At 56.0% G+C, this 22,827-nt stretch carries 15 protein-coding genes, 1 tRNA gene, 2 rRNA genes and 2 pseudogenes (1 of these 20 cut by a window edge); 9 read left to right on the plus strand and 11 right to left on the minus strand.

What is annotated here, in order from left to right; genetic code table 11:
• Positions 1 to 117 precede the first annotated feature (117 nt).
• The gene (locus NYR50_RS11210; RefSeq protein WP_418135995.1) at positions 118 to 795 is read left to right on the plus strand and encodes a hypothetical protein; all 678 of its coding nucleotides are present in this window, start codon (positions 118 to 120) and stop codon (positions 793 to 795) included.
• Positions 796 to 874: 79 nt separating this feature from the next.
• Here NYR50_RS11210 and NYR50_RS11215 read toward each other — a convergent pair.
• A pseudogene (locus NYR50_RS11215) lies at positions 875 to 1,808 on the minus strand (efflux transporter outer membrane subunit); the annotation flags it as partial.
• Between the two features lie 305 nt (positions 1,809 to 2,113).
• Between NYR50_RS11215 and NYR50_RS11220 the strand changes: the two are divergent.
• Positions 2,114 to 2,281, plus strand: coding sequence for a hypothetical protein (locus NYR50_RS11220; protein ID WP_418135996.1), 168 nt, complete (start codon positions 2,114 to 2,116; stop codon positions 2,279 to 2,281).
• 424 nt (positions 2,282 to 2,705) lie between these two features.
• Here NYR50_RS11220 and NYR50_RS11225 read toward each other — a convergent pair whose 3' ends face one another.
• The 3 genes from NYR50_RS11225 to istA form a co-directional block, all read right to left on the minus strand.
• Positions 2,706 to 4,484, minus strand: coding sequence for an ABC transporter ATP-binding protein (locus tag NYR50_RS11225; protein ID WP_418135997.1), 1,779 nt, complete (start codon positions 4,482 to 4,484; stop codon positions 2,706 to 2,708).
• A 211-nt stretch (positions 4,485 to 4,695) separates the two neighbouring features.
• Complete coding sequence (gene istB, locus NYR50_RS11230; RefSeq protein WP_418135855.1) at positions 4,696 to 5,508, minus strand: IS21-like element helper ATPase IstB; 813 nt, start codon at positions 5,506 to 5,508, stop codon at positions 4,696 to 4,698.
• Positions 5,498 to 7,024 (minus strand): IS21 family transposase, encoded by a 1,527-nt coding sequence (gene istA, locus NYR50_RS11235; RefSeq protein ID WP_418137260.1) that lies wholly within the window; start codon positions 7,022 to 7,024, stop codon positions 5,498 to 5,500. The genes istB and istA overlap by 11 nt, the downstream gene beginning before the upstream one ends.
• Between istA and NYR50_RS11240 the strand changes: the two genes are divergently transcribed.
• On the plus strand, positions 7,023 to 8,201 hold the full coding sequence (locus NYR50_RS11240) for an ABC transporter permease (protein ID WP_418135998.1): 1,179 nt from the start codon (positions 7,023 to 7,025) through the stop codon (positions 8,199 to 8,201). The genes istA and NYR50_RS11240 overlap by 2 nt on opposite strands.
• 46 nt (positions 8,202 to 8,247) lie before the next feature.
• Complete coding sequence (locus tag NYR50_RS11245) at positions 8,248 to 8,487, plus strand: hypothetical protein (protein WP_418135999.1); 240 nt, start codon at positions 8,248 to 8,250, stop codon at positions 8,485 to 8,487.
• Between the two features lie 175 nt (positions 8,488 to 8,662).
• Here NYR50_RS11245 and NYR50_RS11250 read toward each other — a convergent pair whose 3' ends face one another.
• On the minus strand, positions 8,663 to 9,922 hold the full coding sequence (locus tag NYR50_RS11250) for a DUF2254 domain-containing protein (protein WP_418136000.1): 1,260 nt from the start codon (positions 9,920 to 9,922) through the stop codon (positions 8,663 to 8,665).
• 78 nt (positions 9,923 to 10,000) lie between these two features.
• Positions 10,001 to 11,983 (minus strand): BCCT family transporter, encoded by a 1,983-nt coding sequence (locus tag NYR50_RS11255; RefSeq protein WP_418136001.1) that lies wholly within the window; start codon positions 11,981 to 11,983, stop codon positions 10,001 to 10,003.
• Positions 11,984 to 12,271: 288 nt separating this feature from the next.
• Between NYR50_RS11255 and NYR50_RS11260 the strand changes: the two genes are divergently transcribed.
• The 5 genes and pseudogenes from NYR50_RS11260 to NYR50_RS11280 all read left to right on the plus strand — a co-directional run bounded on the left by NYR50_RS11260 (position 12,272) and on the right by NYR50_RS11280 (position 16,952).
• Positions 12,272 to 13,018, plus strand: coding sequence for a potassium channel family protein (locus NYR50_RS11260; RefSeq protein ID WP_418136002.1), 747 nt, complete (start codon positions 12,272 to 12,274; stop codon positions 13,016 to 13,018).
• Positions 13,019 to 13,111: 93 nt separating this feature from the next.
• Positions 13,112 to 13,378, plus strand: a pseudogene (locus NYR50_RS11265) (Na+/H+ antiporter NhaA); the annotation flags it as partial.
• 311 nt (positions 13,379 to 13,689) lie between these two features.
• The gene (locus tag NYR50_RS11270; protein ID WP_174012562.1) at positions 13,690 to 14,238 is read left to right on the plus strand and encodes a TRAP transporter small permease subunit; all 549 of its coding nucleotides are present in this window, start codon (positions 13,690 to 13,692) and stop codon (positions 14,236 to 14,238) included.
• 14 nt (positions 14,239 to 14,252) lie between these two features.
• Positions 14,253 to 15,761: a TRAP transporter large permease gene (locus NYR50_RS11275; RefSeq protein WP_418137295.1), complete on the plus strand. Its 1,509-nt coding sequence runs from the start codon at positions 14,253 to 14,255 to the stop codon at positions 15,759 to 15,761.
• 78 nt (positions 15,762 to 15,839) lie between these two features.
• Positions 15,840 to 16,952: a TRAP transporter substrate-binding protein gene (locus NYR50_RS11280; RefSeq protein WP_418136003.1), complete on the plus strand. Its 1,113-nt coding sequence runs from the start codon at positions 15,840 to 15,842 to the stop codon at positions 16,950 to 16,952.
• Between the two features lie 62 nt (positions 16,953 to 17,014).
• On the opposite strand, the gene NYR50_RS11285 is transcribed toward NYR50_RS11280, so the two are convergent.
• The 5 genes from NYR50_RS11285 to NYR50_RS11305 form a co-directional block, all read right to left on the minus strand.
• Positions 17,015 to 17,647 (minus strand): response regulator, encoded by a 633-nt coding sequence (locus NYR50_RS11285; protein ID WP_174012559.1) that lies wholly within the window; start codon positions 17,645 to 17,647, stop codon positions 17,015 to 17,017.
• Positions 17,644 to 19,041: a cache domain-containing protein gene (locus NYR50_RS11290; RefSeq protein ID WP_418136004.1), complete on the minus strand. Its 1,398-nt coding sequence runs from the start codon at positions 19,039 to 19,041 to the stop codon at positions 17,644 to 17,646. Before NYR50_RS11290 ends, NYR50_RS11285 begins: the two co-directional genes overlap by 4 nt.
• Positions 19,042 to 19,524: 483 nt before the next feature.
• Positions 19,525 to 19,601, minus strand: a tRNA-Met gene (locus NYR50_RS11295).
• A gap of 243 nt (positions 19,602 to 19,844) precedes the next feature.
• Positions 19,845 to 19,959 (minus strand): 5S ribosomal RNA (gene rrf, locus NYR50_RS11300).
• A gap of 255 nt (positions 19,960 to 20,214) precedes the next feature.
• A 23S ribosomal RNA gene (locus NYR50_RS11305) occupies positions 20,215 to 22,827 on the minus strand (it continues 187 nt past the right edge of the window).

The following is a 22,827-nucleotide window of genomic DNA, read 5'->3' on the forward strand; positions in this document are numbered from 1 at the left end:
TTCAGCGCCAAGCCGTTTTACGCCTTGAAGGGAACCGAACAACCGACCCGGATATGTTGACACCAAGCTGCTGATTTTATGTGATAATGTCCTATATCACATATAGAAAGGCTTGCTATGGCGTGGTCATCATTCATCGGTCCTGCTGTTGTCGCCGCGGTGGTGTCCGGCATCATCGCCGTAATCGGGATGCTGGTCACAAGATCCACGACGCTAGGGATACACCGCGAGAAAATCGAGGCTGATCAGTTACTGGCGCGTCAGAAGTTCGACTATGACAAGCAGCAAGCCGTTTTCAAACGAAGGTTTGAGCTTGCGGAGCAGTTCCTGGCAGACACCTATCGCCTCAAGTCTCTTCTTGATTACGTCCGGAACGGCGCCGCATTCAGCGATGAAGGAGCGACGCGTGAAGCTTCAGAAAGCGAATCCGAAAGCTTGAAGCGCCGCCGCGATGTCTATTTCGTTCCTGCGGAGCGCTTGATCAAAGAAAGCGACTTCCTCAGCAGCATGTCTGCCCGGCGAGAAAGTTGTCAGGCCCACTTCGGACCGAAAGCCGAGGAGGCCTATGCCCTGATGAACGGGGCCGTCCATAAAGTGCGAGTCGCGTCCGGCTTATTGGTCAGCTGGACCAACGATCGCCGGGAAGTCGATACTGAAACCATGCAAAAGCTCGAAGGCGATATCTGGGCTGGCATGGCCGAAATAAGGGGCGGCGATACAATAGGAGCGGATATCAAGAAGGCGGTCGCGCTGGTCGAAGAGATCTGTGGGCCTGTTTTAAAGTGGGTAGCTTGATGCAATTGGTAACGCTTTCACGATCCGCTAGCGACACTCGCTACACGCCAACTAGGCAGCAGATTTGCTTGAAGCAGCTGAGCGTGATGCTTGGGTAGAGCTGGGCCTCCGCGACACCGATAGCTGCAACGGCTGCGGCCAGCTGGCGTTCAGCAGCGCGGATGTCAGGTCTGTGGCGGATAAGGCCGGCTGGAACGCCTGTGCGCGGAATGCTGCGGGCAACGGGCTGGCGCGAGCCGCGCGTGAGCTCCAGGACGAGCGAATCGGCAAGCATGCCAAGCGAGTTCGCGATGCGAGGCGCGTCGAAAGTTGATCTCTAGAGATGGCATCTGCGCCTGTGTCGAATTGACCAAACCTTCGGACTGCACGACATCGAGACGAGACGCTGCACCGGCGCCCAGCTGAAGCTTGGTGAGATTCAGCGTTTCGCGACGCGGGCCAAGGTTCTGGCGAGCGATTTCCAGACGTTCCTGATAGTAGCGCACATCGATGTAAGCAGATGCGACGGCGGAGATCAAAGTCAGGCGCTGAACATCGGCAGTTGCATAGGCTGCATCCAGACTGGCGGCGGCGCTCTCCTTTTCACGGCGATAACGACCGAACAGGTCTAGGTGCCAGAACACGTTGAATGCGTTGCTGGTGGCTTTGTTGACCTTGTCGTTCTGCGATGGGACGCTGCCGCCAGCCCCACGCGTGCTATGACTGAAGGTCGAACCCAGGCTCGGCAGCGCACCCGCACCGGCAACCGTGATGTTTGACTCAGCCTGGTTGATGCGTTCGATGGCCTGCAGAACGGTGAGGTTCTGCGAAAGGCCGCTCTTGACGTAACCATTCAGGCGGCTGTCGTTGAAAGCGCTCCGCCACGCAACAGTTGCGACGTCGCCGTTGCTGGTCTTGGCCCCTTCGGAGAATTTCGATGGCAACTGGATTTCGGCAGCCTTGTACTCTGGACCCACAATGCATCCTGAAAGTAGAAGCATCGTAAGAGGAAGGGCAGCGCGAATAAACAGCATAGAGTTATCCCGACAATCTTGCGCCCCGGGCAGCCTCGTTCAGGACGAGCCCAGCGCGCAGTCCCGCTTCGCCAGCGCATTCCGATTTCTAATTGCGGTGTAAGCCTCCGAACGATGACGAAAGACGGTGGAACGATGGAGATTCTCTGGAGCTGCAGAAAGCAGACCACCCCGGACAGCTTATACCAGCTCCTTCTGCGTCGACGTGACACAGCTACCGTTGCGAGTGGCGCGATACCTAAGGAAGGGGACGTTGTTCGGGAGGTGGCACGCGGCATTGTCCGTACGAAAGCTTCGCGGCGACCATGGTTGACGACATGTGCAACGCAGTTCGCCCCAAATGGGATTCTCGCGCTCTCGTGGAACTGGGGTCTCTTGAACCGAATCTAAATCGGCTCACTTTGCCGCTCGATTTAAAAAAGGAGCCGCTGCTCACCCATGCCTTTGCCGGTGTCAACAATATCGAGATTTGATCGGACATGCCCGGTATTAGTTCATTGTGCTGCCGCAGCCGATAGCTGAACCCTTCTATCTGCCACGACCGCATAATGCCACAATCTGTGGAGCAGAGACGTCGCGAGGATCGTGATGCGAGCTGTTATTCTCAAGGGGTCACGATCGGCGACGGCGCCGTCATCGCCCCCGGTTGCCACTATTGCGAAGGATGTCACTCCCGGTAATGTCGTGATCGGCAAGCGGACCCAAGTCGTTAAAGATAATGAGGAGTGGACACCCTGATCATCGAAAACGCCGAAAAAACAAAACCAACTAGGTTGCATCAGCTGGGGCTCTCCGGATTGAAAGCGTATAACCTGCCTCCAGCCCACACCTGGCTTCAATGGAAGCAGAAGCGGCACGAAAAAGATTGATGATTTTGGTGCGCGTTCTAGAGTGCTTTCAACCGATCGTTGCCAACTGGCGATAGCGTCCATTTGCAGCAATGAGCTGATTGTGGTTTCCCATTTCAACGATACGCCCTTGTTCCAGCACGACAATCTGGTCCGCATTGCGCACGGTCGACAGACGATGTGCAATCGAAACCACCGTACGATTATCGCACGCGGCGAGCGCACTCGACAGAGCGTGCTCCGTGTGCGGATCGAGCGCGCTTGTTGCCTCGTCGAGCAAAAGGACCCGCGGATTGCGAAGGATGGTCCGTGCGAGCGACAGCCTCTGCCGTTCGCCGCCGGAAAACTGGTAACCTCGCTCACCTACCTCGGCTTGAAGCCCTTTGGGAAGCCCGGCAACTTTTTCGCTCAGCTGCGACAATTCCAGCGCTTGCTCGATTTCGGCTGACGAGGCATCGGGTTTGGCAAAGCGCAGGTTTTCTTCGATGCTGGTATTGAGGAGAAACGGGTCCTGCGTCACGACGCCAAGAATATGCGATAGTGTTTCAAAGCTGAAATCCTTGAGATCGACACCATCGAGCGTCACGCGGCCACAATCGGGATCATACAGACGCGCAAGAAGGTAGCCCAGCGTGCTCTTACCCGATCCGGTGCTGCCGACGATCGCGGTATGCATACCCGCTTCGATATGCAAGTTGATGTGGTCGAGCGTTTGGCGCTCGGACGCAGGATAGGAGAAGGAGACATCCTCGAAGGCTATCTCGCCGCTGATGGTGCTTACATCAACGCTGACAGGGCTTGTGGGTTCGACAAGTGTTGGTTTCGTATCGAGATATCCGAATACGCGGGTCAAGAGGGCTCGGGCTTTACGCAGCTCCACCCGGGCCTCGAATAATTCGAGCATCGGCCAAAGCAATTGCTCCTGTAATGCGATGAGCGCTACCAAGGTGCCGATCGAAACACCGAGGCCTTGGGCAAGCATCAGCCCGCCGATGAGGAACGTCAGCGCCGGCAGGATATCGAGAGCGAACATGATGATGGCGATTTCCCACTGACCGGCGGTGTGGGATCTCAATTCGAGCCGTGCGACGTCGGATGATGTTTCTCGAAAGAGTCGCGCGAGGTGACGCGCTCGCCCCATTGTTCGGGCGAGAATGAAGCCACCAGCCGATAACGACTCGGTCACCGTCGCAGACATGTCGGCAATCCGCTCCTGCTGCTGGAAGGTGAGGTTCTCACGCAAAGCTGCCACACGGTTGTTGAGCCACAGCAATACTGGCATGAAAAGCAGCGAGGCGAGCGCCAGCCGCCAGTCGAGCAGGACCATCGCGACCACGGTCGTTAGTACCACGCTGGAATTCCGGGCAACATCGGTGGCGGTATTAGTGAAAAGAGACTGCAGGCCAGCAATATCGCTGGACATGCGCGACTGGACTTCGCCGGTGCGCGCCGTAGCGAAAAAAGCGAGAGAAAGTGACTGCAGGTGCTCATAGAGTGTGACCCGCAACTCGTGCATGAGCTGCTGGCCGATATGGGTGGACACATAGGACTGCAAAACGCCTGCAACGGCCGACAGTATGGCAACACCGATGAGGCCCGAACAGAGCCAGACTAAAAGCGAGGCGTCGCGAGCGGGCAATGCATCATCGATAATGGCACGCATCATGAAGGGTGTCGTCGCCCCAGCGATCCCTGCGATAACGATAAGGCCCAGAACGATCAGTAGAGCCCTGAGGTGCGGGCGAAATAGCGCGAGTACGCGCCTCCACGGCGTATGAAGCTGCGCAGAACTCTCATAGTCCGCAAAGTCATTTTCTGGGTCATGCATGATCTGGTCTCGAAGATTCCGCGGTATTGAAGCTCTGCCGCTCTGCATGGCAGTAAACTAGCGAAAATGTCACGGCGCCGGCTGCGCCTGGTTCGTAGGAACGCACAACGGCATGGGTTGCTCTGTAGCGCATCTGGCACTCAGTTCATGCTCAGTTTGTTGATTTCCACTGAGAGCTGACCCGGCGTTTCCACCGAGAAGTGACCCGCCTTTAGGTATCGTTTGTGGTGGTCGTAGTGGTCAAGGTCCTGCGTTTCTCCTTCGTCGGTTTGGGTTCATGAGCCGAACTGTTCTTGAAGCGGAAGCTGTCGTTTCCGGTCTCGAGGATGTGGCAATGATGAGTAAGGCGATCGAGCAGCGCGGTGGTCATCTTCGCATCACCGAAGACGCTGGCCCATTCGCTGAAGCTGAGGTTGGTCGTGATGATAACGCTGGTGCGCTCGTAAAGCTTGCTCAGCAGATGGAAGAGCAGTGCACCACCTGAGGCGCTGAACGGCAGGTATCCCAGCTCGTCGAGGATGACGAGATCGGAATGGACGAGGCGATTGGCGATCTGTCCCGAACGACCTTGGGCCTTCTCCTGCTCCAGCGCATTGACCAACTCGACGGTGGAGAAGAACCGGACCCGTTTGTGATGATGCTCGATGGCCTGGACGCCGATCGCGGTTGCGATATGCGTCTTGCCCGTGCCGGGACCACCGACCAGAACGATGTTGTTTGCGTCATCGAGGAAGTCGCAGCGATGAAGCTGTTGCACGAGCGCCTCGTTGATCTCGCTGCTGGCAAAGTCGAAGCCATTCAGATCACGGTAAGCGGGGAAGCGTGCCGTCTTGAGCTGATATGCCGTCGATCGGACCTCTCGTTCGGCCGTTTCCGCCTTGAGAAGCTGGGACAGGATTGGAATGGCAGCCTCGAACGCCGGCGATCCCTGTTCGGTCAGATCACCGACGGCGTGGGCCATTCCGTGCATCTTCAGTTGCCGCAGCATGATGACGATCGCGCCGCTTGCCGGGTTATGACGCATGGCGAACCTCCGTCTTTCTCAAGGTATCGTATCGTTCGACATTGGCCTTGGGCTCGTTGGTGAGCGTCAGGGCCTGAGGTGCGTCGAGGGTCGGCGGCGTGAAGGTTTTTCCGTCGACGAGGCGATGCAGCAGGTTCAGGACATGCGTCTTCGTCGGAACACCGGACTTTAGCGCCATGTCGACGGCCGAGAGCACTGCCTGCTCGTCGTGCTGAAGAACGAGTGCCAGGATATCGACCATCTCGCGGTCGCCACCTGGCTTCTTGAGCAGATATTGTTGCAAGGTCCGGAATGCATCGGGAAGCTCGACGAATGGAGCGCCGTTGCGAAGCGCCCCTGGCTTTCGCTGCACCACCGCCAGATAATGCCGCCAGTCATAAATGGTTTGGCCCGGTCGATCATGCGAGCGATCAATGATGCGACGGTGCTCACAAACGATTTGGCCTTCCGCGGCAACAACAACACGATCCGGATAGACCCGCAGGCTCACCGGTCGATTAGCAAAGGATGCCGGAACGCTGTAGCGGTTACGCTCCAGATGCACGAGGCAGGTAGGTGTGACCCGCTTCGTGTATTCGACAAACCCGTCGAACGGCCTGGAAACGGGCATGAGGGCTGGAACTTCCTCAGCCCAGATGTCGGCGATAGTGCCACGCATCTGGCCATGTGGCGTCTTGTCCCAGAACTCCTTGCACCGAAGCTCAAGCCAATCATTCAGGGCTTCCAATGATGGAAAGCGAGGGATCGGTTGAAAGAAGCGATGACGGGCATCCTGAACGTTCTTCTCGACCTGTCCCTTTTCCCATCCGGACGCTGGATTGCAGAACTCGGGCTCGAACACGTAGTGACTGGCCATTGCCATGAAGCGCACGTTGACGTCTCGCTCTTTGCCACGGCCGACCTTGTCGATCGCTGTGCGCATGTTGTCGTAGATGCCGCGGCCAGGGATGCCACCGAAGACGCGGAACGCGTGATTATGGGCATCGAACAACATCTCATGCGTCTGCAGCAGATAGGCCCGGACGATGAAGGCGCGGCTGTAGCTCAGCTTCGTATGGGCGATCTGCAACTTGGTGCGCTCATTGCCGATGATCGCCCAGTCTTCCGACCAGTCGAACTGGAAAGCCTCTCCGGGCTCGAATGCCAGCGGCACAAATGTCCCACGGCCCGTCGTTTGCAATTCTCTCTGCCGATCATCACGCCATTCCCGAGCGAATGCCGCAACGCGGTTATAGGAGCCCTCATAGCCGATGCTCATAAGATCGGCATGCAACTGCTTCATCGTCCGCTTCTGCTTGCGGCCTTTCTTGGATTCTGTCTTCAGCCAGGCCGACAGTCGATCCGCAAACGGATCAAGCTTGCTCGGCCGCTCCGGGACGTTGAACTTCGGCTCCACGCCGTTGGCGCGCAGGTATTTGCGGATGGTATTCCGGGACAAGCCAGTCCTGCGGCAAATCTCCCGGATTGAGAGATGGTCTCGAAAATGCCAGCGTCGGATCACGCTCAGTAACGCCATGTCGATCACTCCAGAGCCCCCACTGAAAACATGCGAGGGACGGTTGAAACATGGGTCAATTCTCAATGGAAATATCGGGCTGCGCCGGGTCAGCTCTCAGTGGAAATCAACAGGATCGCGTCAGAAAGTTCTGGCGCAGATGAGCGAACTCGGCGCCAGCACGCTCTCCATTTATCCTGGGCGTGATTGGGGCGACGAGCGTGCGGCGAATATCACGTCTCTCGTCATTGCCGATGCTGAAGCACTGTCGGCGCAATCCTACGTGCGCGGCGTGACGCCGCTCATCTACGCCTCGGCGCGTGCACGCTCAGACCATGCGTCTCTGACCGCAAACATCAACGGCGTAGGACACGACTATTTCACCATTAATGGAATGAAGCTGACGGCCGGCAGGGGCTTCTCCTCCGAGACGCCATCGAGGCTCGGCCAACCGGCTATTCTGGATGACAGGACGGCAGCGGCGCTGTTCCCCAATAAGCGGGTTCCGCTTGGGCGCACCATCATGATCGACCGCATGCCGGCAACAGTGGTGGGCGTTGTGCAGCGGCCGAGAAGCGCTGCGGGCGACAGGACATTGCAGATTTATGTACCCCATTCCAGTGTTGCAGGCAGGGTTGCGGGAGCCGCCAGCAGCCTCGGCGGATTGACCGTGCGTGTCGCAGATGGCGTCGATACAGCGGCCGCCGAACGCGCGATCGTCAACCTTGTTACCCGGCGGCACGGGACGAAGGACTTCTACGTTTTCAACAGTGATCAGATGCGAAAGGCGCTTGAGAAGACCTCCCGCACGATGACCCTTTTGATTTCGTCGGTTGCCGTTATTTCGCTGATCGTGGGCGGCATCGGTGTCATGAACATCATGCTCGTGTCCGTCACGGAGAGGACGCGCGAAATCGGGCTGCGAATGGCCGTGGGCGCAAGACGCCTGGACATTCTGCTGCAATTTCTCATCGAGGCGGTCTTGATTTGTCTGGCGGGCTCGGTCGTGGGCATAGCCCTCGCGTTTACGATCGCGGCAATCATCGGCGACCAACAGGGTGAGATGCCGATGATCATCTCAATGCAGGCGGTGCTCGGATCCTGCCTCGTCGCTTTTCTGATTGGCCTCACCTTCGGCTTCCTGCCCGCCCGCAATGCGGCGCGGCTCGATCCGGTGGACTCTTTGTCGAGAGAGTAAGAGGCAATATCATGGATTATGCTATCCAAGCGAAAGAGAGAGTTCAATGAGCACACATGGAAATTCCGTCGATGTGACGCTGGATATAGCGCAAGACGCGGATTTGCCCGATTTCAAGAAGGCCTTGCAGCGCGCGTTCATGCTCGCCGTCGTGGAGGAAATGGGGGCGACGGGCGAGACGATCCCGGCTGACGAGGACATCGAAGGCGCATTTCAGGCTCCCGGCTCTGTTGTGCTTCGCGTTCTCGCCGACGGAAAGTGGGGGGAGGTGCGGTCGTTACGATAGACGACAAGACGCATGAAAATGAGCTCGCCTTTTTTATATGGATAAGGATGACCGGCGTGCGGTAAGCACCTCGCTGCACTGAACAACGTGGCTGCGAAAATCCGCGCGCAGCCATCTGCCCCGCTCCTTCCTGCCTCTGAAAACGGCATGATGCAGGCAGTGTGACAACCGAGCATCAATTCGCTTCTCGGATCAGGTCTGCTACCCTGCGAACCTTTGCAATGTCATCTTCGATCATGGCGGAGGCCTCGCATCTTTTCAGAGCGACTCGGGAATGCCGGAGCGCTATGCTCCTAAATTCAGGGTTGTTGAACTGCGCAAGTATCGCGAATGTTTTCTGTAACCGCAAAGAGACCTCGACGATCGCAGCACCGTCTCGGGCAATCGGGAGGAACAGGTCGTCGAACAGATCTTCGACGGTTACGGGCGCAACGAACAGCTTTGGGTATTCCACGCCGTTTGTTTCGGACTTGTTATCAAGCACTGCCAGTACACGTGCAGCTCTGGAGATAACGTCGATCGCAGTTCCTGGATCGTTGACGGCTGGGGACAAGGCTCTGGAGGCGATCTCCGACAATACGGCTGCACCAAAGCGTGGATCCTGATCGAACGACCTCACATCTCCAACCGTAAAGGCTGCCGCAAGCCGTTCGCGAGCTTCCTCGGGAAACTTCCCTGTGATCCATGCCAGTGGAATCTTGGGCGCAACCAACTTGCCAGCGATTGCGACAACGGCAATCTCTACGTTGAATTCCTCTGCTAATGCAGAGAGAACCCCGGCATCGACATGCTGAACATATCCCACGCTTGCCTGATAAATCGGCGTATTTGGTCCGCGCGTTCTTTTGTCTTGTTCGCTTAATCTGTTGCCACCAAGATACGGCATGTCGATCCATGCTCTCAGCGCTTCGACTGTCGCTCTCTCAACGCGTTCCGTCGTTTCTGTAACGCGGCCCAGTCGAGAAAGATGGTCGATCCATCGCAGCAAGGTGACGATGATGAGAACGATGACGCCGAGGGTCACGACAAACAGGATGACGCGTCCCCTGTCCCCGTAGGCGCCCGTTGTAAGCGCGATGATACCGACGAGACTGAAGAGGAACGAGCCTACAAAGGTCGCCAGCACATTCTGTGTCGTACTGTCTTCCATGACCAGCGTCGTGGCTCTCGGCGTCACGTTTGTGGTTGCGGCGGAATAAGCCGATACCATCGTGCTCAGGGAAAAGGTGGTCACCGTCAACATGCTCGAAGCGATGATGCCGAGTATTTTATCGACCGCATCCGCACCAATCTTCGTTGGTAGCTCGTCGGGAATGTACGGGGAAAGTGCAACAGCCAGCAGCGCGGTCAAGACGCCCGCAATCGAAAACAAAGTAGCCCTGAACCATATTCGCCGGACCAACCGCCCGAGCCACCATCGCCACTTTGATTTCATTTTAATGTAAGCTCCAAACAGGTGATACCCACGCGGACGAAGCGCCGCGGGGGAGATGATTATCGTAAGGCTGAGCCCTTAGGCAGTGTGCTCCGGAGCCCCGTGCACAAGTTGGAATTCCGGCGAATGCACAAGGTGTAGGTAACGTTCAAACTGAATGAGAACGTCGCTAATGATCTGATCTTGCGTCATACCCATCAGATCGTAGCCGCTATTGCCGCTTGAGAAGAACGTGCGTGCTTCATAGCGGTACTCCGCCTTTCCTGCTCGGATCGTTGTGAAACTCGCAACGCGATGTTTCTGCACCGTGACACCGTAAATGAAGTCACGGACGTCCGAGGCCGGGCATCGAAGTGTGACAAGACCGGGAGCTTCACGCTCGACCTCTGTCGGGCGACCTCTCGATTGCAGTTCTGTCGCGACCTTTTCCAAGGCCGGTGCCACCTTCTCGTCGATGAAACGAACGACTTCTTTCTCGGTGGTCGTTGCGAGCATCAGTGCAAGACGACGCTGCCAGGTTTGTCCCGACGCTGGCTCTGCCGGCACGCCATTGCGGGCGCTATGGACCTCCAATTGCGCAAGATCCTGTTGCATCCCGAGATAAAGAGAAACAACAAGCGCCAACATCACAAAAGTAAACGGTAGAGCACTCGCGACGGTAGCGGATTGAAGTGCACCCAGTCCACCTGCCATAAGCAGGCAGGCTGCCACCACGCCCTCCATGGAGCACCAGAAGACGCGCTGTCCGGTGGTTGTTTCGGTCTCCCCGCCGGCCGCAATCGAATCAACGACAAGCGCGCCGGAATCTGCAGACGTGATGAAGAAGATACAAACGAGGAGAACAGCCAGTGTCGAGGTAATGCCGGAAAACGGCAGGTACTCGAAGAAGCGGAAAAGGCCCACCGATACATCATCTGAAATCGCGGCGCCCAACGCGCCCGACGCCGCACCCGTGTCGATGAACATTGCAGTATTACCGAACACCGTCATCCAGAAGAAGGTGAAGCCTGCTGGGATAAATAGCACGGCGGCGATGAATTCACGAACCGTTCTGCCCCGCGAGATGCGAGCAATGAACATACCGACGAACGGTGACCAGGATATCCACCAGGCCCAGTAGAACAGCGTCCAGGAATCAATCCAGGGCGTCGGCTCGTAGGCGTAGATGTTGAACGTCCTAAGAACAAGCGTGTCGAAATACAAACCGAGGTTCTGCACGAAATCCCGGAAGAGCTGCGTCGTCGGTCCTGTGGCGAGCACAAACAGCATCAGAAGGACGGCGACGACGAGGTTGGTCTCCGAGAGAATGCGCACACCCTTATCCAGGCCCGTGACCACGGAGACGGTCGCCATCGCAGTGACCAACACGATCAGAACAAGCTGGACAGTTGTGCTAATCGGAACGCCCAGCAAGTGATTGAGACCTGCGTTGATCTGCGCGACACCAAGTCCGAGCGACGTCGCGATACCGAACATCGTGCCAACGATGGCAAAAATATCGACCGCATGTCCAATCGGACCGTTTATCTTGTTCTTGAGGAGTGGGTAGAGGCCGGAACGAACCGTCAGTGGGAGATTATAGCGGTAACCGAAATAGGCAAGAGACAGACCAACGACGGCATAAATGGCCCAGGCGTGAATGCCCCAGTGAAAGAAGGTCACTGTCATGGCTTCGCGCATGGCCGCCACAGTTTTCGGTTCGGCGGTCGGTGGTGCCATGTAATGCGTCATGGGCTCGCCGACCGCATAGAACATTAGTCCAATTCCCATGCCTGCGGCAAACAGCATCGCGATCCAGGACAAGAATCTGAATTCCGGAACAGAATCGTCCGGTCCCAGTTTGAGATTGCCAAACCTACCAAAACATAGAAGCAGCATGGCGGCGAGAAATATGCCAACTGAAAGCAGGTAGAACCATCCGAAGGTACCAAGGATCGAGCCTTGAATCGCGCTGAAGAGTGCCTCTGCTTGGCCGGGGAGGACGATCCCAACTGCCACGAACAGAGTGATGATGATGACAGATCCGTAGAATACGGGCGGATTAATGATGAACGATTTCATGCGTTTGAACGTGCCCCCTCATGCATATTGCTCAAATCGATTTCCAAGTATCCTCTTTGAGTCTGGTGCGAATTTAGACAAAAGATCGCCACAAGTTGGACATCTTTCGGTAAGGGAAATGCACGAGCATGGAATTGGCTCCATCTTGTGCTTCCATGCTGGCCTGCCGTTCCAGAGACGTGTTGGCACGGTGATGTTGACCAGGCTTTCACTCACCCCTATCCAATGTGAATGACATCTAAGACACGAAGCAAGAGATCGGTCCCGTCCCGCCTTGAGATTTTACAAATGAAACTGCGGCGCATCGAGCGTGGGCGCGACGCCTGGGCGCTACGTTGGCAAGCCATCTTGGCCATCATCGATGTCAGCATCATTTCATTCTTTATATTGGGTCCGTTTTTGCGCAGCGGGCCGTCTTACCTGATCATTGATTATATGATCGCGGTCTGGATTACCGCGGAGTTGCTTGCTCGCGCATTTGCGACGGGCTCACTCGGTATGTTTCTAAGGAAGCCGATGTCCTGGATTGATCTTGCCATTCTCGCGACACTGCTGTTTCCGAATGCCTTGTTTAATTTTGCGTTCCTGCGAGCCATGCGACTTTGGGCGGTCGGCGAAAGTCCGCTTTTTGCCGTCATTTTGAAGCGGCTCGGCTGTCATCATTACAAGGATGTCGTCCGTGCATCGCTCAACTTCCTGGTTTTCCTCTTCATGGTGACAGGATTTGTCTACACGACATTCTTTTATCATCAGAGCGGGCTTGTCGGCTTCGTTGACGCGCTTTACTTCACGGTCGCGACGATGACCACGACGGGGTTCGGCGACATCACGCTGCCTGGCCCACTTGGGAAGCTCACGTCCGTCGTCACCATGATCGTCGGCATTTCCCTGTTCGTCAGGCTCGCGCAATCGATCGTACGGCCTTACAAAGTTTCCTATTCTTGTGAGAAATGTGGTCTGCAACGGCATGAGGTCGACGCCGTTCACTGCAAGGCCTGCGGGAATTTGCTGAACATTCCGAATGATAATGATTGAGCGGAAAAAGCGCGCAAAGCATGCGCTTTCTTCGAAAACGATATCGGTTTTTGTGGAAACCTAATCAAAGGCTTAGTATGAGGTCGTTCCGAGCTCGTCGTTGGCAAGCTGGTTGGCGTATTGGAAGTTGTCACGTTGCTGGTCAAGCTCGGACTAGCACAGCTTCCAGCGCAGGCAAGCTGCGGTCAGGTTACTGGCACTGCTCTCTTGTGCGGTATTGGTTTCACGATGTCTCTGTTTATCGGCTTGCTCGCCTTCAACGATCCGTCTTTTCAGGGTCATTTGAAGATCGGGATTCTGATGGGATCGCTTGTCTCGGGCGTCGCTGGCGCGATTATTCTCGCTCTATCAAGCAGGCGGCTACCAACTGCGTTGCGAGACAATCAATTACAGATTAACGGAAAATATCACCTGCTTCTCAGGCCTCTGCTCGAGAAGGGGCAAGCCGGCGTCGAGCGATGTGCTTTCTATGCAGGTCACTGATCCCTTGCCAGCGGTTCATCAACCGGACCGTCGCCCAGCAGTTTAAGCCTGCATACCCAGTTCTCGGTATGCCTGAAGAAGTTTGCAGACGACAGCCCTTGAGCGCGAAGCCGCCATTGATATCTTGCCCGAACGATAGCGGCAGCATGTGTATTGAGGAGTACGCGGCCGCTTCCGGGGAGGATATCATGACGTTTTTATTGGCCGTTTCGCGCGCCATCGATGCTGCCAATTCAGCCATTGGCAAAGCTATTTCCTGGCTGCTTCTTGCGGCCATCTTCATCAGCGCCATCAACGCTGTCATGCGCAAGGCGTTCTCCATGAGTTCAAACGCCTGGCTGGAATCGCAGTGGTACCTGTTCTCTGCGGTGTTTCTGATCGCCGCTGCCTACACGCTTCTCAACAACGAGCACGTAAAGGTCGATCTGGTCTACGGAAATCTTCCGCGAAAAGGGCAGCTGTGGGTCGACATTCTCGGGACGATCTTCTTTCTCCTGCCTTTCTGTCTCATCACGGTCTACCTCTCCTGGCCCGTATTCCTGCAGAAGTTCGCCTCCGGTGAAGTATCGAACAACACGGGCGGTCTCATCCAGTGGCCGGTCTGGGCGCTGATACCGATCGGCTTCAGCCTGCTCGCCCTACAGGGAATTTCGGAACTCATCAAACGCGTCGCGATCCTGCGTGGCGACATTCCTGATCCGGTTGCAGCGGCAGACGCCGAAGCGGCAATGCTCTGATCGAAGGAACAACAATAATGGCATTCCTTGCAGAAAATCTCGCCCCGATCATGTTCGCGGCGCTCATCATTGTGCTGCTGCTGGGTTACCCTGTGGCCTTTGCACTCGCTTTTGTTGGCTTTTTCTTCGGTTTCATCGGCATTGAACTCGGCCTGCTACCTGCAACCCTGTTTCAGGCCATTCCCGATCGCATATTCGGCCAGATGTCGAACGAGACGTTGCTCGCCATTCCCTTTTTCACCTTCATGGGCCTGATCCTTGAAAAGAGCGGCATGGCGGAAGACCTATTAGATACGATCGGCCAGTTGTTTGGACCGGTCCGCGGCGGCATTGCCTTCGCGGTGATTTTCGTCGGCGCGATTCTGGCGGCCACGACAGGCGTTGTTGCCGCCTCGGTCATTTCGATGGGTCTCATCTCGCTGCCGATCATGTTGCGTTACGGGTACGACCGTAAAATCGCCGCCGGCACGATCGCTGCTTCCGGCACGCTAGCGCAGATCATACCGCCAAGCCTCGTCTTGATCGTGCTGGCGGACCAGCTGGGCCGTTCGGTGGGTGACATGTACAAGGGCGCCCTCGTTCCGGGTCTCATCCTTGTCGGCGCCTATACGCTCTACATCATCGTCACCTCTATCATCAGCCCGGCAAAGGTGCCTGCCCTGCCATTGGAGGCACGGACCCTGCGCGGCAGCAAATTGCTGTTGAAGGTCATTACCTCGCTCGTGCCCCCGCTGGTATTGATATTCCTCGTCCTCGGCACGATCTTCCTCGGCATCGCCACGCCCACGGAAGGCGGCGCCATGGGTGCGGTGGGCGCTCTTGCCCTTGCACTTGCTAACCGCAAGCTCAATTTCGGCCTTATCCAGCAGTCGCTTTACGCGACGGCAAAACTGTCTTCCTTCGTCCTGCTTATTCTGCTTGGCGCGCGCGTCTTCTCCCTGACTTTCTATGGCGTGAACGGCCATGTCTGGGTCGAGCATCTGATGACTTCAGTTCCGGGCGGCGAAATCGGCTTCCTGATCGTCGCCAACCTGCTGGTCTTCTTCCTGGCCTTTTTTCTCGACTACTTCGAGTTGGCCTTCATTATTATCCCGCTTCTGGCGCCGGTCGCCGATGCGCTTGGCATTGATCTGATCTGGTTCGGCGTCATGCTGGCGGTCAACATGCAGACCTCTTTCATGCACCCGCCCTTTGGTTTTTCGCTGTTCTTTTTGCGGTCCGTCGCGCCGACAAGGGCCTACAGGGATCGCATCACCGGACAGACGATCCAGCCGATCACATCGAGCCAGATCTATCTCGGCGCCATTCCCTATCTCTTTATCCAGCTTGCCATGGTCATCATCATCATCGCCTTCCCCGGCATCGTGATGCACTACAAGTCAGGTGCCAAGGTGGCCGATCCATCCGCCGTTCATATCAACGTACCCATGCCTGGCACCGGGACGGACGCCGACCCTTTCACCAACCCGTTCCTTGCGCCCGGCAATTCCGCGCCGAGCTTCGGCAAGCCAGGCACACCGTGACAACCGGCCGGGCACAAGCGCCCACCGCATCCATCGACGTATCGGACGTCGCTCATATTCAACAGGAGGAGGTAAACTATGAAGGACAATCCAGGCCGCAGACAATTTTTGTCAGGCGGTGTGCTTGCGGGGGCGGCTGCGGCTGCTTCAGCGCTTTCGACACCGGCCATAGCCCAATCGTCACCAACCGTTCGCTGGCGTTTGACGTCAGGTTTCCCGAACAATCTGGACACGATTTACGGCGGCGCCGTTGTCATGGCCAATGCCCTGAGGGCCATGACGGGTGGCAAGTTCGACATTCAAGTCTTTCAGGCCGGAGAAATCGTTCCCGGCGCCCAGGCCATCGATGCCGTAAAGGCCAATACGGTCGAAATTTCTCATACCTGCGGATATTATTTCACAGGCAAGGATCCGACATTCGCCATAGGCTCGACCATCCCCTTCGGTCTCAATGCCCGTCAGCAAAACGCATGGCTTTACCATGGCGGCGGCAACGAGGCTTATAATGAATTCCTGTCCGACTACGGCGTCATCGGTATTCCCGGTGGTGCCACGGGCGCCCAGATGGGCGGCTGGTATCGTAAGGAGATCAAGAGTATCGAGGATATCAAGGGCCTCAAGATGCGTATTGCCGGCGTTGCCGGACAGGTGCTCGCCAAACTTGGCGCCGTGCCGCAGCAGCTTCCCGGTGGCGATATTTATCCGGCGCTGGAACGTGGCACCATCGACGCCGCAGAATGGGTCGGCCCCTATGACGACGAAAAACTCGGTTTTTACCAGATCGCGCCCTATTATTATTATCCGGCCTTCTGGGAAGGTGGCCTGACGATTCACTTCTTTGTCAACAAGGATCAGTATGCGGCCCTGCCCGACGAATACAAGGCAGCGCTCGATACCGCCTGCAAGGCCGCCAACATCAACATGCAGGCGCTCTACGACGTCAAGAACAAGGATGCGATCCGCTCACTGGTTTCCAAGGGCACGCAGCTTCGCCCGCTGCCGCGGGACGTGCTCGACGCCGCCTATAAGGCAACCTTCGAGCTCTATGACGAGTACACGCAGAAACATCCCGCATGGGCAAAGATCTATCCCGGCTGGAAGAAATTCCGCGACGAGAGCTATGAGTGGTTCCGCGTCGCCGAATATACCTATGACAGCTATGGCTATGCGATGCAGGCCGCCGGCAAATAGGCCGGCATGACTGATATCGAGGCCCCTGACGGCGACATTCGCGGGGCCTCGATCCTATTGCGCTATTCCTTGATGAGCCCGTGGTCTATCGCATAACGAATGAGGCCGGCGGTCGTCGCAATATCCAGTTTCCGCTTGATGTTCTTGCGGTGGGTTTCCATCGTGCGCTCCGCAATATCGAGAGCCAGAGCAGCGTCGCGGTTGCTTTTTCCCCTCGCAATCAACAGCAGAACGTCCTGCTCGCGGGTGGTGAGTTCTTTCAGCCTGCCGGTGGAACTTTCCATCAGCACATCCCGCACTCCTGAGGAAAAATAGGTGCCGCCCGCCGCAACGGTGTCGATTGCCGCGACTATTTCCTCGGTGGCCACATCCTTCAGAATGTAGCCGGCCGCACCGTACATGACCGACGTCGAGATATATTCCCGGCTGTCATGCATCGACAGCATCAGTATCCGCGCGGAAAGCTGTCTTTCCTTGAAGAGTTCGAGCGCATCAATGCCATTGATCTGAGGCATGTTGATGTCCATCAATACCACATGGGGTTGGGTGGCCACGGCCGCGTCAATACCCGCCAAGGCGGACACTGCAGTTCCAACGACAGCAATATGTTCGTAAGTTTCGAGCACCGCCTTCAACCCGTCGAGGATGAGAGGATGGTTGTCGACAAGAAGAACCCGGATCGGGCGAACAGTCATTCCGCAGCCTCCGGCACACGGTGGCCATGGTCTTTCATAGCCGTCATGGGCAGGACCGCTCGCAGAACCGTTCCCTTGGCAGAGCTTTCAACATCAAGCCTGCCGCCGAAATGGGTCATGCGTTCCTGCATGTTTCGCAAGCCAAGCCCCTTGTCGTTCGGCATTTCGTTTTCTTTACGGGTGGCCGGAAATCCGCGGCCATTGTCGCTGACGACCATCTGCACGCGTTCATCCCGGCTGGAGAATCTGATGGTGACCCGCGTCGCGTTCGAATGACGCTCGATATTGGTCAGCGCCTCCTGCGCCACGCGATAAAGCGCGACACGGGCCTCTGGAACGAGCATGTGCTTGAAGGCCACCGATTCCAGTGTCGCCGCGATGCTAGTGCGTTCGGAGAAGCTTGAGATCAGGGCTTCCAAAGCCGCGGTTAGTCCCAGGTCATCGAGAACGCGGGGGCGCAGATCGTGCGAGATACGCCGAACCTCCTTGATTGCCTCCGTCAATGCCGCCGCACCCTTGTCGATTGCCTCCACGGCACTGACATTGTCGGGCGTCACCTTGCGCCGCGCGAGATCGATTGCAAAACGCACGCCGACGAGGTTTTGAGAAATGCCGTCATGTAATTCCCGGGCAATGCGCAGGCGCTCCTCTTCCTGCGTATCGATGACCCGCTGCATCAATTCCTTGAGCCGCCCATCCGCCATCCTCTGCTGGCGCAGATTGAGCAACATGCAAGTGGCGAACACCAGCAGCACGGCAGGAACTGCAAACAGCGCGACGATCAGAAAATTCCATGTGATGGAGTGGCGCAATTCTTCCTTGGCTGCTGCGGTCGCTGCAAAGACGTCATCCAGATAAACCCCCGTCCCGATCATCCAGCGCCACTTGTCGAGACCGGCCGCAAAGGACAGCTTGTCGGCCGTCTTCCGGGTAGAGGGTTTCTCCCACTTGTACTGAACAAGGCCTCCGCCTTCCTTCGCCTTGAGGATCAGGTCGTAAATGACGCGATTGCCATCGGGATCATAAAGATCCAGCCAGTTATTACCGGGTCGAAAATTCTGTCGCGGATGAACGACGTTCAACCCGTCATAGTCATAGACGAAGAAATAGCCGTCCGTGCCGTAGTCCAGGTCCATCAGAATGCGCTTGACCTCTTCCTTTGCCGCGTCGTCATCAGGTCCGGCCTTGTCATAAACGGAGCGGATGGCAGATAGGGCAAGATTGGTGAGGTTAAGGAGTTCCGCCTCCTTGGCAGCGAGCATGTTTCGTTCAAACGCGTCGATACTCGTGCGTGCCAGCGTCATAGACTGCCACGTTATGAGTGCGGTGATGATGATGATCGCAAGCACCAGGGGCCCTATGGCCAGCGCAAGAATCTGGTTCCTGAGTCTCATGCAGCCGTTCCCCAAAATTCGCTCCTAAGCACCTTCACCTAACAATAGATCACGCGGCAAGTCGAGCATATTGGAGCATTGGCATCTGAAGAACGTCAGCCTATGGCCAACTCTGATATAGGATTACAATCATCGAAATTGGCTGATATATTCACCCTGCCTCAGGACACCACTGAACAATACACACATCCTAGCCATTTCCTCTCGCAACGGCATCTGCGGTGGCACGCAACCAATTGCGCGTTATTATAGGGGGCAGCATTCGGCGTTGACGCTTCCGCCTACGGAGAAGCGGCGTTGGCATAAGGCAACGTTGTATGTACCTCGAACACATGGCATGGCCGCGCCGGCGGTCTGCCCGCTTTGCACCTGTCGGTTTTGGAATTTGTGTTTTATGTCGGGGATTTAGCGTTTGATCGCAGTGCTACGGCGTACTGTATCGTAGTTTGGGGCTACTGCCGGATAGCATGTCGTGCTGTAGAGTGGTTGCGGGGGCAGGATTTGAACCTGCGGCCTTCAGGTTATGAGCCTGACGAGCTACCGGGCTGCTCCACCCCGCGTTACCAGCGTAAATCCCTATGGGATTTATCGCGACTGCATAACAGCTTCCCTGTGATGCACACTGCCGGAGTAAATTGCTGAGCAATTTATCTCCTGTGATGGGCGCACCTGATTTGGCGCGCCGTTTTATTGCCTTTAGAGCTCTGTCTTAAACGACGAAAGGCCGCTTTAGGCGGCCCTTTTTGTCGGCTGGGCCGAAGTGTGTGATGAGAAGATATTGATTGTTGAGTTGCGTTTTGCAGACCTGGCAGCGACCTACTCTCCCGCGTCTTGAGACGAAGTACCATTGGCGCTGGGGCGTTTCACGGCCGTGTTCGGAATGGGAACGGGTGCAGCCGCCCCGCGATAACCACCAGGTCGGCAAAACGCAACATTGTTCATGTTTTAACATGGACTGTTGTTTTCGAGAAGCTGGGTGGCGATGCCACTTTTTATCTTAATTACACGTCTTACTTGACCTGTCCGTATTCTACCTTTGCTCAACAGTGAGCATGGCAGCCATACAGACCAGAGGTCGTCGCGCCCTGTGGCGCGGCCCGTCCGGAGCCCATCGGGCGTCAGGACAGAAGAATGATGTCATCGAACTTTGTTCGATGAACATAATCAATGGGAACGAAGAAGTCGATCGAGCTATTAGTAACGGTAAGCTTCACACATTGCTGTGCTTCCACACCCGTCCTATCAACGTGGTCGTCTTCCACGGCTCTGATAGGGAACACTCGTTTTCAGGTTGGTTTCCCGCTTAGATGCCTTCAGCGGTTATCCATTCCGTATATAGCTACTCTGCTATGCCCTTGGCAGGACAACAGATCCACCAGAGATACGTCCATCCCGGTCCTCTCGTACTAGGGACAGATCCTGTCAATATTCCTACACCCACGGCAGATAGGGACCGAACTGTCTCACGACGTTCTGAACCCAACTCACGTACCGCTTTAAATGGCGAACAGCCATACCCTTGGGACCTGCTCCAGCCCCAGGATGCGATGAGTCGACATCGAGGTGCCAAACAACCCCGTCGATATGGACTCTTGGGGGTCATCAGCCTGTTATCCCCGGCGTACCTTTTATCCGTTGAGCGATGGCCCTTCCACACGGGACCACCGGATCACTATGACCGACTTTCGTCTCTGCTCGACTTGTCAGTCTCGCAGTCAGGCGGGCTTATGCCATTGCACTCGACGACCGATTTCCGACCGGTCTGAGCCCACCATCGCGCGCCTCCGTTACTCTTTCGGAGGCGACCGCCCCAGTCAAACTACCCACCATACACTGTCCCGGATCCGGATAACGGACCGCGGTTAGACATCCACGAAGATAAGGGTGGTATTTCAAGGATGGCTCCACACGAACTGGCGTCCATGCTTCAAAGCCTACCACCTATCCTACACATGCCTTGGCGAATGCCAGTGTAAAGCTATAGTAAAGGTGCACGGGGTCTTTCCGTCTGACCGCAGGAACCCCGCATCTTCACGGGGAATTCAATTTCACTGAGTCTATGTTGGAGACAGCGGGGAAGTCGTTACGCCATTCGTGCAGGTCGGAACTTACCCGACAAGGAATTTCGCTACCTTAGGACCGTTATAGTTACGGCCGCCGTTTACTGGGGCTTCAGTTCAGAGCTTGCACCCCTCCCTTTAACCTTCCAGCACCGGGCAGGCGTCAGACCCTATACGTCGTATTGCTACTTCGCAGAGCCCTGTGTTTTTGATAAACAGTCGCTACCCCCTGGTCTGTGCCACCCCATCATACTTGCGTACAAAAGGGTCACGCTTCTTCCGAAGTTACGCGTGCAATTTGCCGAGTTCCTTCAACATAGTTCTCTCAAGCGCCTTGGTATACTCTACCTGACCACCTGTGTCGGTTTCGGGTACGGTCTATACGGTGGAGCTATTTCCTGGAACCTCTTCGCCGCACATTCAATCCAGTAAGAATGTACAACACACGAGATCCGTCACTACCACCAGGCCCACGAATATTAACGTGGTTCCCATCGACTACGCGTGTCCGCCTCGTCTTAGGGGCCGGCTAACCCTGCTCAGATTAACTTTAAGCAGGAACCCTTGGTCTTTCGGCGAGGGAGTCTCTCACTCCCTTTATCGTTACTCATGTCAACATTCGCACTTCCGATATCTCCAGCAGCCCTCACGGGTCCGCCTTCACAGACTTACGGAACGCTCCGCTACCACTTGCACAAAGTGCAAATCCTCAGCTTCGGTGCATGGCTTTAGCCCCGTTACATTTTCGGCGCAAAGACCCTTATTTAGACCAGTGAGCTGTTACGCTTTCTTTAAATGATGGCTGCTTCTAAGCCAACATCCTGGTTGTTTTGGGATCCTCACATCCTTTCCCACTTAGCCATGACTTGGGGACCTTAGCTGGAGGTCAGGGTTGTTGCCCTTTTCACGACGGACGTTAGCACCCGCCGTGTGTCTGCCGACTAGTACTCCTCGGTATTCGGAGTTTGGTTAGGATCAGTAAGACGGTGAGTCCCCATAGCCCATCCAGTGCTCTACCCCCGAGGGTATTCGGTCGACGCTCTACCTAAATAGATTTCGCGGAGAACCAGCTATTTCCGAGTTTGATTGGCCTTTCACCCCTAGCCACAAGTCATCCCAATCTATTGCAACAGATACGGGTTCGGCCCTCCAGTTGGTGTTACCCAACCTTCAGCCTGCTCATGGCTAGATCACTCGGTTTCGGGTCTAATGCAACTAACTCAATCGCCCTATTCAGACTCGCTTTCGCTGCGCCTACACCTACCGGCTTAAGCTTGCTAGTTACACTAAGTCGTTGACCCATTATACAAAAGGTACGCCGTCACCCTTGCGGGCTCCGACTGTTTGTAGGCATCCGGTTTCAGGTTCTATTTCACTCCCCTCGTCGGGGTGCTTTTCACCTTTCCCTCACGGTACTTGTTCGCTATCGGTCATGCACGAGTACTTAGGCTTGGAGAGTGGTCTCCCCATGTTCAGACAGGATTTCACGTGCCCCGCCCTACTCAAGGACAATGACTGTTCTACGCGTAAGGGGCTATCACCCTCTATGGCCGACTTTTCCAAATCGTTCCGCTTTATTCATCATTGCCACTGGCCTGGTCCGCGTTCGCTCGCCACTACTTACGGAGTCTCGGTTGATGTCCTTTCCTGCAGGTACTTAGATGTTTCAGTTCCCTGCGTTCGCTTCTTACCCCTATGTATTCGAAAGTAAGATACCTTATAATAA

The sequence above is a fragment of the Agrobacterium sp. El2ro-1b genome (assembly GCF_048298475.1).
GTDB classification, from domain to species: Bacteria; Pseudomonadota; Alphaproteobacteria; order Rhizobiales; family Rhizobiaceae; genus Agrobacterium; species Agrobacterium fabrum.

Bases quoted from the DNA above. Each gene is read 5' to 3' on its own strand.
- NYR50_RS11210 (WP_418135995.1), top strand. From the start codon at position 118: ATGGCGTGGTCATCATTCATCGGTCCTGCTGTTGTCGCCGCGGTGGTG.
- NYR50_RS11220 (WP_418135996.1), top strand. From the start codon at position 2,114: ATGGTTGACGACATGTGCAACGCAGTTCGCCCCAAATGGGATTCTCGC.
- NYR50_RS11225 (WP_418135997.1), bottom strand. From the start codon at position 4,484: ATGCATGACCCAGAAAATGACTTTGCGGACTATGAGAGTTCTGCGCAG.
- istB (WP_418135855.1), bottom strand. From the start codon at position 5,508: ATGCGTCATAACCCGGCAAGCGGCGCGATCGTCATCATGCTGCGGCAA.
- NYR50_RS11240 (WP_418135998.1), top strand. From the start codon at position 7,023: ATGTCGATCACTCCAGAGCCCCCACTGAAAACATGCGAGGGACGGTTG.
- istA (WP_418137260.1), bottom strand. From the start codon at position 7,024: ATGGCGTTACTGAGCGTGATCCGACGCTGGCATTTTCGAGACCATCTC.
- NYR50_RS11245 (WP_418135999.1), top strand. From the start codon at position 8,248: ATGAGCACACATGGAAATTCCGTCGATGTGACGCTGGATATAGCGCAA.
- NYR50_RS11250 (WP_418136000.1), bottom strand. From the start codon at position 9,922: ATGAAATCAAAGTGGCGATGGTGGCTCGGGCGGTTGGTCCGGCGAATA.
- NYR50_RS11255 (WP_418136001.1), bottom strand. From the start codon at position 11,983: ATGAAATCGTTCATCATTAATCCGCCCGTATTCTACGGATCTGTCATC.
- NYR50_RS11260 (WP_418136002.1), top strand. From the start codon at position 12,272: ATGAAACTGCGGCGCATCGAGCGTGGGCGCGACGCCTGGGCGCTACGT.
- NYR50_RS11270 (WP_174012562.1), top strand. From the start codon at position 13,690: ATGACGTTTTTATTGGCCGTTTCGCGCGCCATCGATGCTGCCAATTCA.
- NYR50_RS11280 (WP_418136003.1), top strand. From the start codon at position 15,840: ATGAAGGACAATCCAGGCCGCAGACAATTTTTGTCAGGCGGTGTGCTT.
- NYR50_RS11285 (WP_174012559.1), bottom strand. From the start codon at position 17,647: ATGACTGTTCGCCCGATCCGGGTTCTTCTTGTCGACAACCATCCTCTC.
- NYR50_RS11290 (WP_418136004.1), bottom strand. From the start codon at position 19,041: ATGAGACTCAGGAACCAGATTCTTGCGCTGGCCATAGGGCCCCTGGTG.